The 13033-nt window shown below is 72.1% G+C and carries 11 protein-coding genes and 1 pseudogene; 5 read left to right on the top strand and 7 right to left on the bottom strand.

The window, feature by feature from the left end; all coding sequences use genetic code 11:
* Positions 1-8 precede the first annotated feature (8 nt).
* Positions 9-1373: a glutamine synthetase family protein gene (locus GTW43_RS18210; protein ID WP_161303072.1), complete on the bottom strand. Its 1365-nt coding sequence runs from the start codon at positions 1371-1373 to the stop codon at positions 9-11.
* 101 nt (positions 1374-1474) lie between these two features.
* Here GTW43_RS18210 and GTW43_RS18205 point away from each other — a divergent pair, with 101 nt between their 5' ends.
* On the top strand, positions 1475-2224 hold the full coding sequence (locus tag GTW43_RS18205) for an FCD domain-containing protein (protein ID WP_161303071.1): 750 nt from the start codon (positions 1475-1477) through the stop codon (positions 2222-2224).
* A gap of 172 nt (positions 2225-2396) precedes the next feature.
* Positions 2397-3095: a gamma-glutamyl-gamma-aminobutyrate hydrolase family protein gene (locus tag GTW43_RS18200; protein ID WP_202501600.1), complete on the top strand. Its 699-nt coding sequence runs from the start codon at positions 2397-2399 to the stop codon at positions 3093-3095.
* A gap of 21 nt (positions 3096-3116) precedes the next feature.
* Here GTW43_RS18200 and GTW43_RS18195 read toward each other — a convergent pair whose 3' ends face one another.
* The 5 genes from GTW43_RS18195 to GTW43_RS18175 all read right to left on the bottom strand — a co-directional run bounded on the left by GTW43_RS18195 (position 3117) and on the right by GTW43_RS18175 (position 9410).
* Complete coding sequence (locus tag GTW43_RS18195) at positions 3117-4085, bottom strand: LysR family transcriptional regulator (RefSeq protein ID WP_237536669.1); 969 nt, start codon at positions 4083-4085, stop codon at positions 3117-3119.
* 4 nt (positions 4086-4089) lie between these two features.
* The gene (locus GTW43_RS18190; protein WP_161303070.1) at positions 4090-4833 is read right to left on the bottom strand and encodes a helical backbone metal receptor; all 744 of its coding nucleotides are present in this window, start codon (positions 4831-4833) and stop codon (positions 4090-4092) included.
* 6 nt (positions 4834-4839) lie between these two features.
* Complete coding sequence (locus tag GTW43_RS18185; RefSeq protein WP_343246046.1) at positions 4840-5418, bottom strand: XRE family transcriptional regulator; 579 nt, start codon at positions 5416-5418, stop codon at positions 4840-4842.
* A 220-nt stretch (positions 5419-5638) separates the two neighbouring features.
* Positions 5639-8254, bottom strand: a complete 2616-nt coding sequence (locus GTW43_RS18180; protein WP_161303068.1) for an ABC transporter permease/substrate binding protein — start codon at positions 8252-8254, stop codon at positions 5639-5641.
* Positions 8247-9410: a glycine betaine/L-proline ABC transporter ATP-binding protein gene (locus GTW43_RS18175; RefSeq protein ID WP_161303067.1), complete on the bottom strand. Its 1164-nt coding sequence runs from the start codon at positions 9408-9410 to the stop codon at positions 8247-8249. The genes GTW43_RS18180 and GTW43_RS18175 overlap by 8 nt, the downstream gene beginning before the upstream one ends.
* 266 nt (positions 9411-9676) lie before the next feature.
* Between GTW43_RS18175 and GTW43_RS18170 the strand changes: the two genes are divergently transcribed.
* The 3 genes from GTW43_RS18170 to GTW43_RS18160 all read left to right on the top strand — a co-directional run bounded on the left by GTW43_RS18170 (position 9677) and on the right by GTW43_RS18160 (position 12608).
* The gene (locus GTW43_RS18170; RefSeq protein WP_161303073.1) at positions 9677-10636 is read left to right on the top strand and encodes a 5'-3' exonuclease; all 960 of its coding nucleotides are present in this window, start codon (positions 9677-9679) and stop codon (positions 10634-10636) included.
* 49 nt (positions 10637-10685) lie between these two features.
* Positions 10686-11531 carry a siderophore-interacting protein gene (locus tag GTW43_RS18165; RefSeq protein WP_161303066.1) on the top strand — a complete coding sequence of 282 codons (846 nt, stop codon included), beginning with the start codon at positions 10686-10688 and terminating at the stop codon, positions 11529-11531.
* 126 nt (positions 11532-11657) lie between these two features.
* Positions 11658-12608, top strand: coding sequence for a pseudouridine synthase (locus GTW43_RS18160; RefSeq protein WP_161303065.1), 951 nt, complete (start codon positions 11658-11660; stop codon positions 12606-12608).
* A gap of 15 nt (positions 12609-12623) precedes the next feature.
* Here GTW43_RS18160 and GTW43_RS18155 read toward each other — a convergent pair.
* A pseudogene (locus GTW43_RS18155) lies at positions 12624-13033 on the bottom strand (cytochrome P450); the annotation flags it as partial.

Genomic DNA, 13033 nt, shown 5'->3' with positions numbered 1-13033 from the left:
GGGCAAGGTCACAGCCTCTCGAATCCTCGGCGGAGCTCCCAGTCGGTGACGGCGGCGTCGAACGCGTCGAGTTCGACCCGTGCCGTGTTCAGGTAGTGGGCGACGACCTCGTCCCCGAAGGCGGCCTTGGCGAGGGGGCTGTTCTCCCACAGCCCGGCGGCCTCGCGCAGCGTGGTCGGGACGTGCTCGTACGCGGCGGTGTACGCGTTGCCGGGGCAGGCGTCGGGGAGTTCCAGTTCCTGCTCGACGCCGTACAGACCGGCGGCGACGAGGCCCGCGACGGCGAGGTGCGGGTTGACGTCGCCGCCGGGGAGACGGTTCTCGAAGCGGAGCGAGCGGCCGTGACCGACGACGCGCAGCGCGCAGGTGCGGTTGTCGTGACCCCAGGCGACCGCGGTCGGCGCGAACGAGCCGGGCTGGAACCGCTTGTAGGAGTTGATGTTCGGCGCGTAGAGCAGGGAGAAGTCGCGCAGCGCGGCGAGCTGGCCCGCGAGGAAGTGGCGCATCAGCGGGCTCATGCCGCCGGGCCCGTCGCCGGCGAAGGCCGGGGCGCCGTCCGCGTCGGTGAGCGAGAGGTGGATGTGGCAGGAGTTGCCCTCGCGCTCGTTGTACTTGGCCATGAAGGTGAGCGAGACGCCTTCCTGGGAGGCGATCTCCTTGGCGCCCGTCTTGTAGATCGCGTGCTGGTCGCAGGTGACGAGGGCCTCGTCGTAGCGGAACGCGATCTCGTGCTGGCCCGGGTTGCACTCCCCCTTGGCCGACTCGACGGTGAGGCCGGCGCCCGCCATCTCGTTGCGGATCCGGCGCAGCAGGGGCTCGATGCGGCCGGTGCCGAGGACCGAGTAGTCGATGTTGTACTGGTTGGCCGGGGTGAGACCGCGGTAGTTCGCGTCCCAGGCCTGCTCGTAGGTGTCCTTGAAGACGATGAACTCCAGCTCGGTGCCGACCTGGGCGGTCAGGCCGAGCGCGGCGAGCCGGTCGAGCTGGCGGCGCAGGATCTGCCGGGGCGCGGCGACGACGGGCGAGCCGTCCTCCCAGGCGAGGTCGGCGACGAGCAGGGCCGTGCCCGCGTTCCACGGGACGCGGCGCAGCGTGGTGAGGTCGGGGTGCATCGCGAAGTCGCCGTAGCCGCGGTCCCAGGAGGACATCGCGTAGCCGTCGACGGTGTTCATCTCGGTGTCGACCGCGAGCAGGTAGTTGCAGCCCTCGGTGCCGTGATGGAGGACCTCGTCGAGGAAGAACCGGGCGGCGAACCGCTTGCCCTGGAGCCGCCCCTGGAGGTCGGGGAAGGCCAGGACGACGGTGTCGATCTCTCCGCCCGCGACGAGGGCGCGCAGCTCCTCGACGGCGAGCGGCGGTGTGCGGTCTGCCACGGGGAAAGCCTCCTTGGGGATGCTTCGGGACGGCCGGCTCTCATAAGGTGTCCCGCATAAGGTATTGCGCAGGACCATTGCAGGGAAGGGGACCCGGCCACATGTCGCCGCATCGCTCGCCGCAGCCTCCGCGCCCTGGGTCCGACGGCACGCTCGCCACGGTGCTGCGCCCCGTGCGCGGGGGGAACGGGTTCGAGGAGGCACTCGAGCAGATCCTCCAGGTCGTCCGGCTCGGCCTGGTGCCGGGTGGCGAACGGCTTCCGGCGGAGCGGGAGTTGGCGGACCGGCTCGGCATCAGCCGGGTGACGCTGCGCGAGGTCCTGAAGGTGCTGGGGGACCAGGGCCTGGTGGAGCCGCGCCGCGGCCGGTACGGCGGCACGTTCGTGCTGCCGCGCCCGCAGGCGGCCGGCGAGGACGAACTGCGGCGCCGGATCGCGGGCGTCGACGTGGAGGACACCCTGCGCTTCCGCGAGGTGCTGGAGGTCGGTGCGGCGGGGCTGTGCGCCGAGCAGGGACTGGACGCGGCGGGGGCCGCACGGCTGCGGGCGGCGCTGGCGGACACCCACGAGGCACCGCTCGCCGAGTACCGGCGCCGGGACACGCTGCTCCACCTCGCCCTCGCGGAGCTGTCCGGATCACCGTCGCTCGCCGTGCAGTACGCGGCGGTCCGTGCCGGGGTGAACGGCCTGCTCGACTGCATCCCGCTCCTCGTACGGAACCTGGAGCACTCGCAGCGCCAGCACACCGCGCTGGTGGAGGCGGTGCTCGGCCGGGACGCGCAGGCGGCGCGGAAGGCGATGCGGGAGCACTGCGCGGGGACGGCCGCGCTGCTGCGCGGCTTTCTGACCTGAGCCCGGCCGCCCCGGGCGCGGCGGGCCCATCCGGCCGCAAAGGTCCGGCCGCGGGCCAATGCGCACGGCCCTCGCGGGGCCGGACTGCCCGCATGCTGAACGCCGCGGCGTGCCGTGCGGTGATCTCGTACGCTCGGCCCCTGACTCGTACGTGGATCCGGGGAGCAGCACGATGGTGACCAGGCCGCTGATCGGTATCAGCACCTATCTGGAGAACAGGGCCAGTTGGGGCGTGTGGGAACTGCCCGCGGCGCTCCTCCCGGCCGGGTACCCGCAGCTCGTGCAGCGCTCCGGCGGGCTCGCCGCGATGGTCCCGCCCGACGACCCCGGCCACGCGCCCTCGGTGGTGGCCCGGCTCGACGGGGTGGTGGTCGCGGGCGGACCGGACGTGGAGCCCGGCCGGTACGGCGCCGAGCGCGACCCGCGCACCGGACCGCCCGCGCCCGAGCGGGACGCGTGGGAACTGGCCCTGATCCGCGCCGCGTTGACCTCGGGCACGCCGCTCCTCGGGATCTGCCGGGGCATGCAGCTGCTCAACGTCGCCCTCGGCGGCACCCTGACACAGCACCTCGAAGGGCATGTGAAGGACACCGGCGTGTTCGGGCGCCACACGGTGACCTCGGTGCCGGGCACCCGCTTCGGCGAGCTGGTGCCCGAGCCGACCGAGGTCCCCACCTACCACCACCAGGCGGTGGACCGGCTCGGCCGGGGCCTGGTGGCCTCGGCGTACGCGGCGGACGGCACGGTGGAGGCCGTCGAACTGCCGGGCATGTCCTGGGTGATCGGCGTCCAGTGGCACCCGGAGATGGGCGAGGACGCGCGCGTCACCGAGGGCCTGGTCCGGGCGGCCTCGGCGCCGCACGGTTTCTGAGCGAACGCGCCGGGCGCGGGGTCAGGCCCCGGTCCGGGTCAGCCCCAGCAGGTCGCGGGCCGGGCCGACCGGCGGGTGGCCCGTCGGCCACACCGCGCGCAGGGAGCGGGTCAGCGCCGCGCCCTCCAGCGGGATGCGGACCAGGCGGCGGGCGGCCAGCTCCTCGCCGACGGCCAGCTCGCTGAGCACCGAGGGGCCGGCGCCGCCCACGGCCGCCGCCTTCACCGCCGTGGTCGAGGACAGCTCGATCAGCGGGCGGGCCAGCCCGCCGAGCGCGGCGTCCAGGACCTGACGGGTGCCGGAGCCCTCCTCGCGCAGGATGAGCGGCGTCGCGGACAGTTCCTCGGCCGTCAGCGGCCTGCGGCGGCGCGACCAGGGATGTCCGGGCGCCGTGACCACGATCAGCCGGTCGTGCGCGACGATCGTCGCGTCCAGGCCTGTCGGCACCGAGACGCCCTCGACGAAGCCGAGGTCCGCCTCGCCGCCGAGCAGCCGCTCCGCGACGGCCGTCGAGTTCCCCGCGAGCAGCGACACCGCCGTGTCGGGCCGGGCGGCGCGCAGGGCGAGCAGCCAGCGCGGCAGCAGGTACTCGGCGATCGTCATGCTGGCCGCCACCCGCAGCCGGGAGTCGCGGCGCACCCGCAGCGCCTGGGCGCCCGCGTCGAACTCCTCGGCGGCCTCGACGACGCGGCGCGCCCAGTCGGTGACGAGGGCGCCCGTCGCGGTGAGCCGGGAGCCGCGTGGCGAGCGGTCGACGAGGGCGAGCCCCAGCTGGCGTTCCATCGAGCGGATGCGGCTGCTGGCGGCGGGCTGGGTGATGCCGAGCTCGCGGGCGGCCGCGCCGAGGCTGCCGAGACGGGCGACCGCGAGCAGCAGTTCGAGCGCCCCGAGGTCGGGGACGCGGTGGGCGAGGAGTCCCGGCCGCGCGGCCGGCGCCTCCCCCGCCGCGTCCGGCTCCGTGCCCGCCCTGCGCCCCTGCTCCTTGCTCATAAGCTCAGCTTATGCGCTGATCCTGGTGGGGCGGCCGCGCGGGCCGCCGCAGGGCCGCGCCGAGGATTCGCGGGGCGGTCACGAGGGACGGTCCGTACCAGGTGAGGCTGCGGCCGTCGACGAGGGCGGCGGGGGTCTCGAAGGCCTCGGGGCCGTCGTCGGCCGTGAAGGCGTACGGCTCGTCGGGGAGCACCACGAGGTCCTTCTCCACGGCGCGCAGGCTGTCGAGGGGGATGCGGGGATAGCGCTCGGCGTGGTGCGCGTAGACGTTCTCGACGCCCAGCCGGTCCAGGAGGTCCCCGGCGAACGTGTCACGGCCGAGCACCATCCAGGGCCGCCGCCAGACCGGGACGACGGCCCGCAGCCGCGGCGCGGAGCGGGGCGGCGCGGACCAGGCGGCCTCGGCCTCGTCGAGCCAGCGGGGTCGCGAGCGCGCCCCGCACGCCCCGAGCACCCGGTCGAGCTCGGTGAGCGCCTGGGGCAGGGTGCGGATCACGGTCTCGAGGACGGGCACCCCGGCCGCGCGCAGGGCCGCGAGATCGGGCTCGCGGTTCTCCTCCTCGTTGGCCACGACGAGGTCCGGGGCGAGGGTCACGATCGCCGGGACGTCCGGGTTCTTGGTGCCGCCGATCCGCGCGACGCCGAGGTCCGCGGGGTGGGTGCACCAGTCGGTCGCGCCGACGAGGACCCCGGGCAGGGTGACGGCGACGGCCTCGGTCAGCGACGGCACCAGGGACACGACACGCACGGGCGGCTACTTCGGGCCCGGCTCGTCGACCGCGTCGATGTGCTCGGCGACGGCCACCACGAGCACCCGGGTCTCCGGCACGGTCGCCCGCCACCGGTGCCGCACGCCACCGGTCAGGTACAGGGTGTCACCGCGCACCAGGCGGTAGGCGCGCCCGTCGGCCTCGACCTCGACGGCGCCCTCGGTGACGTGCATCAGGACGTCGTTGCGCAGCTGGAACTCGCGGCCGGGGTCGTGGTCCCCCACGAACTCCTGGGCGTGCATCTGGTGGTGCCCGCGCACCAGGTTCCGCACGACGGGGTCCGGGGCGCCCTCCTCGACCGAGGAGTCGTCGGCGCGCACCAGGTCGACGCTGCGGGCGGGGTCGGCCGCGGCGAGCAGCTCGACGGCGGTGGTGCCGAGGGCGTCGGCGACCTTCTCCAGCGAGCGGCGGCTGGGCCTGGCCCGCTCGTTCTCCACCTGGCTGAGGAACGGCACGGACAGGCCGCTGCGCTCCGCGACGGTGGCCAGGGTCAGCTCCAGGGAGCGCCGGCGGCGCCGGACGGCTGCGCCCACCCGCAGTGTCTCCTTGTACTCGTCGTACACATCCATGACATCCGCTCCCTCCCGCTGCCCTGGTCGCGCTGTTCGTCTGCATGCACCCTACGCATGTTCGTCAAACAGTTTCATGTGAGCGGGTGAAGCCGCGCGGTGCACCGGGGGCGCACCAGAGCATCCCGGGAGCGGGCCGGGACGCACGGAAGGGTGGCCACGGCGCGGGGTTCCACCGCGCCGTGGCCACCCTTCGGGGACCGTCCGGATCAGGTCAGGAAGCGGTCATCCGCTCCGCGACGTCCTGGTGGGACTTGAGCCAGGTGGCGACTGCCTCCTCCTCGTGGCCCTGTCCGCCGTTCTTGATCTCGGCCTCCAGGGATCCCAGTTCGTCCTCGCTCAGCTTGAAGTCCTTGAACCACTTCGTGAGCTGCGGGAACTTGCCCGGGAACGACTTGTTGGCGATCGTCCGGATGGTGTTGCCCTCACCGAACTTCTTCTTCGGGTCGGCCAGCTTGTTCAGGTCGTAGTCGCTGTACGCCCAGTGCGGCGACCAGAGCACGACCGCGATCGGCTCCTTCTTGGCGTAGGACCGCTTGAGCTCGGCGAGCATCGCCGGCGTGGAGCCGTCGACGACCTTGTACTCCTTGTCCAGGCCGTAACCGGGGAGCACCTCCTTCTTGAGGAGGTTCATCTCGCCGGTGCCCGGCTCGATCCCGATGATCTTCCCGTCGAAGGTCTTGCCCTTGCCCTTGAGGTCCTCGAGGGACTTGACGCCCTTGACGTACTTCGGGACGGCGACCTCGAGGGACGTCGGGCTGTACCAGCTGCCCAGGTCCACGAGGTTCTTCTTGCTCTTGTCCCAGTAGTTCTTCTGCGCGTACGGCAGCCAGGCGTCGAAGTTGACGTCGAGGTCACCGCTGGCGAGTCCGGTGTAGACCGGGCCGACGTCCATCTGCTTGAGGTTCAGCTTGTAGCCGCGCTTCTCCAGGACGTTCTTCCACAGGTACGTGACCGCGACGTCCTCGTCCCAGGGGAACCAGGCGACGTTCACCGGGTTCTTGGCCTCGGCCGGCGTGGACTGCTTCTTGACCGGGGCGAGCTTGTCGGCCAGACCCTTGTTCTCCTTCTGCTGGAGCCAGGTCTTGACGGCGTCCTGCTGCTTGCCCTTGCCCGCCTTGTTGATCTCGGCCTCGAGACTCGTGAGCTGCTTCTCGCTCATCTTGAAGTCCTTGAGCCACTTGTCGACCTCGGGGAACTCCGAGCCGAAGCCCTTGCGGGCCAGCGAGTGCACCCCGTCGCCCTTGCCCCAGGCGCCCTTCGGGTCCTTCAGCTTCTTGAGCTTGAAGTCGTTGTACGCCCAGTGCGGCGACCACAGCGGAACCACGATGGGCTGCTTCTTGGCGTAGGCGCGCTTCAGCTCGGCCAGCATCGCCGGCGTGGAGCTGTCGACGACCTTGTACTCCTTGTCGAGGCCGTACGCCTTGAGGATCTTCGACTTCAGCAGCCCGGTCTCACCGGCGCTGGCCTCGATGCCCGTGATCTTGCCGCCGAACTTGTCGCCCTGGCCCTTGAGGTCCTCGAGCGAGTCGATGCCCTTCATGTAGGCGGGCACGGTCAGCTCGAGCGAGGTCGGCCCGTACCAGGAACCGAGATCCTCCAGGTCCTTGCCGTACTTCTTCCAGTACTCGGCGTGCGTGGTCGGCAGCCAGGAGTCCGTCTCGAAGTCGACGCTGCCCTGGGCCATGGACGTGTAGAGCGGTCCGGCGTCGAACTGCTTGGCCTCGACCTCGAAGCCGCGCTGCTCCAGGATCTCCTTCCACAGGAAGGTGGAGGCGACGCCCTCGTCCCACGGGATGTAGCCGATGGTGATCTTCTTGCCGTGGCCGACGTTCGTCGCGTCGTCCGAGGCCGTCGAGGAGGAGCTGCCGCCGAAGACGCCCATGCCGCCCGCGACGAGCGCGAGGATCACGACGCCGACCATGGCGACCGCGGGGCGCGGCCGGTAGGACCAGATCTTCAGGCCCTGCGCGGAGCGCAGCTTGGCGAGCGCGCGGCGGCCGAGCGGGGAGACCTGCTGGCCGAGCGAGCTGGTCATGCGGTCCAGGTAGATCGCCAGGATGACGATCGCGATGCCGGACTCGGCGCCGAGGCCGACGTTCAGCTGGCCGATGGCCTCGTTGACCGCGCCACCGAGACCGTCGGTGCCGACCATGCCCGCGATGGCGGCCATGGACAGACCGAGCATGATGACCTGGTTGACACCGGCCATGATCGTCGGCAGGGCGAGCGGCAGCTGGACCCGCAGCAGGGTGTTGCGCGGGGTCGTGCCGAACGCCTCGGCCGCCTCGACCAGTTCCGCGTCGACCTGCCGGATGCCCAGCTCGGTCATGCGCACGCCCGGGGGCACGGCGAAGATCAGGGTCGCGACGATGCCGGCGGGGGCGCCGGAACCGAAGAACAGGATGGCCGGGATGAGGTAGACCATCGCCGGCAGCGTCTGCATCAGGTCGAGGACCGGCCGGAACAGGCCGCTGACCCGGTTCGAGCGGGCCGCCCAGATACCCAGGGGCACGCCGATGACGAGCGCGATCAGCGTCGACACGAGGACGAGCGACAGCGTCATCATCGCGTCGTCCCACAGTTCCAGGTTCTGGATGAACCAGAACCCGACGAACGTCAGCACGCCCGCGACGGTGCCGCGCAGCCAGAAGGCGATGACGGCGAAGATGCCGGCGAGCAGCAGCGGCTCGGGGGCCTGCAGCACGTCGGTCAGGCCGTTGTAGATGCCGTCGAAGACGGTCTTGAAGAAGTCGAAGAGCCACGACACGTGGTGGAGCAGCCACTCCACGACGTCGTTGACCCAGTCGCCGAAGGGGATCCTAGGCACCGGCGTTCACCTTCTCCACCGGGCCGTCGCCGTCGCCGCGCGGCGTCGGGACTGCGTCCTTCGTGTCCTGTGCGTCCTGCGCGTCCGTGGACTCCTTGACGAGGCTCGCGCCCGCGCCGTCGCCCTCCACCGACTTCATGGGCTCGCCGAGCACGGCGAGCAGCCGGGCCCGCGGCACGACGCCGACGAGCTCGCCGTCCTCGCCGGTCACGGCGACGGCGACGCCGCTCGTGGAGCACGGCGTGAACAGCTCGATGATCGGGGTGTCGACGCTGACCGTGGCCGGGGCCTCGGACGGGTCGTAGCCCTTCTCGGGGTCACCCATGATGGCGCCCGCGGTGAGCACCCGCGACCGGTCGACGTCCTGGGTGAAGGACGCGACGTAGTCGTTGGCCGGCGTGACGAGGATGTCCTCGGCGGTGCCTATCTGGACGATGCGGCCGTCGCGCATGACAGCGATGCTGTCGCCCAGCCGCATGGCCTCGTTGAGGTCGTGCGTGATGAAGACGATGGTCTTCTTCAGGGTCTTCTGCAGCTCCAGGAGCTGGTCCTGCATGTCACGCCGGATCAGCGGGTCGAGCGCGCTGAACGACTCGTCCATGAGCAGCAGGTCGGCGTCGGTGGCCAGCGCGCGGGCCAGGCCCACACGCTGCTGCATGCCGCCGGACAGCTCGTCGGGGAAGGACTTCTCCCAGCCCTTCAGACCGGCCAGCTCGAGCGCCTCGTGGGCCTGCTTCTCGCGCTTCTCGCGCGGGACGCCCTGCACCTCGAGCCCGTACGCCGCGTTCTCCAGGACGGAGCGGTGCGGGAAGAGCGCGAAGTGCTGGAAGACCATGCTGACCTTCTTGGAGCGCACCTCCCGCAGCTCGCGCGCGGACAACTGCGTCAGATCCTGTCCGTCGAACCGGACATGCCCGGCCGTGGGCTCCAGAAGTCCGTTCAGCATCCGCAGAAGGGTGGACTTGCCGGATCCCGACAGACCCATGACGACGAAGATCTGCCCGGGCTCGACGGTGAAGGACGCGTCGATCACGGCAGCGGTGGTGCCGTCGGCGCGCAGTTCCTCGCGGTCGGCTCCGCGGCGGAGTTTCTCCACCGCCTCATCGGGTCGTCTGCCGAACACCTTGTACAGGTCTTCGGCTTCAAGCCTGGACACATACACCTCTCGGGTCGAACCAAGACGGCCCGCCTCCCCCGCCGGCGGGCCGTGGAGCGGTGCGGGGTCGGCCCGCCTGACCGGTGCGCCTGGTTTCCGTGACCCCTGACTTTTCGGCCAGAAGTTGAAAACGGGACCGGGTCCGCTCCGGGTCGGCGCCTGCCCCGGCTTATGCAGATCAAACAGAAGAGTGGTCCAGTTCACATTCCGTCCACGTCTCTGCACGGATTCGGCACAACCGGTCACTGTCAGTGCGGTGGGGCATGATGCGGAGGGTGACCCAGGAGAACTCCGCACCCCAGCGCCTGATGCTGCTCGACACCGCGTCCCTGTACTTCCGCGCCTACTTCGGAGTGCCGGACTCCGTCAAGGCCCCGGACGGCACCCCGGTCAACGCGGTGCGCGGGCTGCTCGAATTCATCACCCGGCTCGTCCACGACCACCGCCCCACCCACCTGGTGGCGTGCATGGACGCGGACTGGCGCCCGCAGTGGCGCGTCGACCTGATCCCGTCGTACAAGGCGCACCGCGTCGCCGAGGAGACCCCGGCCGGCACCCCGGACGAGGAGGAGGTGCCCGACACGCTGTCCCCGCAGGTGCCCGTCATCGAGGACGTGCTCGACGCGGTGGGCATCGCACGCGTGGGCGTCGAGGGCTACGAGGCGGACGACGTGATCGGCACGTTCACGGCCCGCGCGAGCGGCCCGGTCGACATCGTCACGGGCGACCGCGACCTCTTCCAGCTCGTGGACGACGGGCGCGGGCGCCGGGTGCTCTACCCGATCAAGGGCGTCGGCACGCTCCAGGTCACCGACGAGGCCTTCCTGCGCGAGAAGTACGCGGTGGACGGCCCGGGGTACGTGGACATGGCCCTGCTGCGCGGCGACCCGAGCGACGGCCTGCCGGGGGTGCCCGGCGTCGGCGAGAAGACCGCGGCGAAGCTGCTCGCCCAGTTCGGCGACCTGGCCGGGATCATGGCCGCGGTCGACGACCCGAAGGCGAAGCTGACCCCGACCCAGCGCAAGCGGCTCGACGAGGCGCGACCGTACATCGCGGTGGCGCCCAAGGTGGTCCGGGTCGCCGACGACGTCCCGCTGCCCGACGTGGACACGGCACTGCCGCACGCGCCGCGCGACCCCGCCGCGGTCGAGCGGCTGGGCGAGCGCTGGGGGCTGGGCGGCTCCCTGCACCGCCTCCTCACCACGCTCTCCACGCACCAGGAGTGAAGTGCTAACTTAGGCATACCTAAGTACGTGGTGACCGAGGAGACCGCACATGGCCGAGCGCCCCGCACGCAAGCCCCGCAAGCCCCGCTCCGCACACGTGGTGCGCACCGAGCGCCTCACGCCCCACATGCAGCGGGTGGTGCTCGGCGGGGACGGCCTCGCGGACTTCCCGGACGAGCTGGAGTACACGGACCACTACGTCAAACTGCTCTTCGCCCCGTCACCCGACGTGCGCTACGCGGAGCCGTTCGACATGGAGCGCATCCGCGAGGAGCTGCCGCGCGAGCAGTGGCCCGTGACACGGACGTACACGGTGCGCGCCTGGGACCCGACGGCGCGCGAGCTGACCCTCGACTTCGTCGTGCACGGGGACGAGGGCCTCGCCGGCCCCTGGGCGGCGGCCGTCCGGCCGGGCGCGCAGCTGTACTTCATGGGTCCGGGCGGCGCCTACCGCCCGGACACCACCGCCGACTGGCACCTGCTCGCCGGTGACGAGAGCGCCCTGCCGGCGATCGCCGCCGCGCTGGAGGCGCTGCCCGCGGGGTCCCGGGTGCACGCGTTCATCGAGATCGAGAGCGCGGACGAGCAGCAGAAGATCGACTCCCCGGTCGAGATCACGTGGCTGCACCGCGCGGGCCGCCCGGTCGGGCAGGACCTGATCGCCGCGGTCACCGGGCTCGACTTCCCGCAGGGCCGCCCGCACGTGTTCGTGCACGGCGAGGCCGGCTTCGTGAAGGAGCTCCGCCGCCACCTGCGCATCGACCGTGCGATCCCCCGCGAGCAGCTGTCGATCTCCGGCTACTGGCGCCTCGGCCACAACGAGGACGGCTGGCAGGCCTCGAAGCGCGACTGGAACGCCCAGGTGGAGGCCGAGCAGGAGTCGACCCCCGCGTAAGGCTTCCCCCGACGCGGGCAGCCGCGCCCCTGGAGCCGCACGAAGTGTGCCCTCCAGGGGCGCGGGGACCCGCGCGAACCACCACGACGGCGCACACCCCGGCGGAGCCACCCGTACCGTTGCCCCGTGACCCGCCGAAGACCCCGCACCCCCACCGCGCCGCTCCCCCAGCGCGACGGCATCGACCCCGTCCGCGTCCGGCTCCCCGTCGAGGGCCCGTGGCCGACGGTGCGGGACCACCTCGTGGAGCGGCTCGCCGCCGGCGCCGAGGTGATCGACCCGATGCTCGCCGCGGGGCGGATCGTGCGGACCGACGGGACCCCGGTCCACCCCGGTGACCCGTACGAGCCCGGCGCGCACGTCTGGTTCCATCGCGACCTGCGCCCCGAGCACCCCGTGCCGTTCCCCGTCGAGATCGTCCACCGCGACGAACACGTCGTCATCGCCGACAAGCCGCACTTCCTCGCCACGACCCCGCGCGGCAGCCACGTCCGGGAAACGGCCCTGGCCCGTCTGCGCCGGGATCTCGGTCTCCCGCAGCTGGGCCCCGCGCACCGGCTCGACCGGCTGACCGCGGGCCTCGTGCTCTTCGTCGTACGTCCCGAGGAGCGCGGGCGCTACCAGACCCTGTTCCGCGACCGGCTGGTGCGCAAGGAGTACGAGGCGGTGGCGGTGCACGATCCCGCGGTCGAGCTGCCCGTCACGGTCCGCAGCCGGATCGTGAAGGAGCGCGGGGTGCTCGCCGCCCGGGAGGTCCCGGACGGCGAGCCCAACGCGGAGAGCGGTGTCCGCCTGGACGGCCTGCGCGGCCCGCTCGGCCGCTACCGGCTCACCCCGCACACCGGCCGCACCCATCAGCTGCGCGTCCACATGAACCGTCTCGGCCTGCCGATCCTCGGGGATCCGCTCTACCCCGAGGTGGCACCGCCGACCGCCCCCGACGACTTCCGGAGACCGCTCCAACTGCTGGCGCGCACGCTGGAGTTCCGCGACCCGGTGACGGGCCGCGAGCACCGCTTCGAGAGCGGCCGGGAGCTCGCGGCCTGGACCTCGTACGCGAGCTGGGCGGCGGACTGAGCCGCGCGATCCGGCTCAGTAGCCGCGCCACCAGCGCAGGAACCGCTGCCACGCACCGAGCCTCTCCTGCTGCGGGGCCACGCCCTGCGGGGCGGTCGGTGCGGCCGGGGCCGGGCCCGGCTGCGGCGGGACCGCGGCGCCGGGAACGGCGGGGCCGCCCGCGTTCGGCGACGACACCTGCCAGTCCGCACGCTGCGGCGGCGACATGCTCGGCACGGACACGACGTCCTGCTGCGGGCGCGGCGTGAAGCCGACCGGGAGCGCGACCAGGTGCTGCGACAGGATCGTCGAGCGCCAGCGCAACTCGCTCTCGTCCACCGAGAGTTCGGCGTCGGGCAGACGCATGAGGAACGCGTCGACACCGATGTCGGCGATGGCGCGCCCGATGTCCTGTCCGGGGCACTCGTGGGGTCCGCCGCCGAAGA

The sequence above is a fragment of the Streptomyces sp. SID5785 genome, from assembly GCF_009870065.1.
Taxonomy (GTDB): domain Bacteria; phylum Actinomycetota; class Actinomycetes; order Streptomycetales; family Streptomycetaceae; genus Streptomyces.
This window is presented reverse-complemented; position numbering and strand designations above follow the sequence as displayed.

Coding starts and splice junctions, on each gene's coding strand:
- GTW43_RS18165 (WP_161303066.1), top strand. CDS start 10,686: ATGGCCGAGCGCCCCGCACGCAAGCCCCGCAAGCCCCGCTCCGCACAC.
- GTW43_RS18205 (WP_161303071.1), top strand. CDS start 1,475: ATGTCGCCGCATCGCTCGCCGCAGCCTCCGCGCCCTGGGTCCGACGGC.
- GTW43_RS18170 (WP_161303073.1), top strand. CDS start 9,677: ATGCGGAGGGTGACCCAGGAGAACTCCGCACCCCAGCGCCTGATGCTG.
- GTW43_RS18195 (WP_237536669.1), bottom strand. CDS start 4,085: ATGAGCAAGGAGCAGGGGCGCAGGGCGGGCACGGAGCCGGACGCGGCG.
- GTW43_RS18200 (WP_202501600.1), top strand. CDS start 2,397: ATGGTGACCAGGCCGCTGATCGGTATCAGCACCTATCTGGAGAACAGG.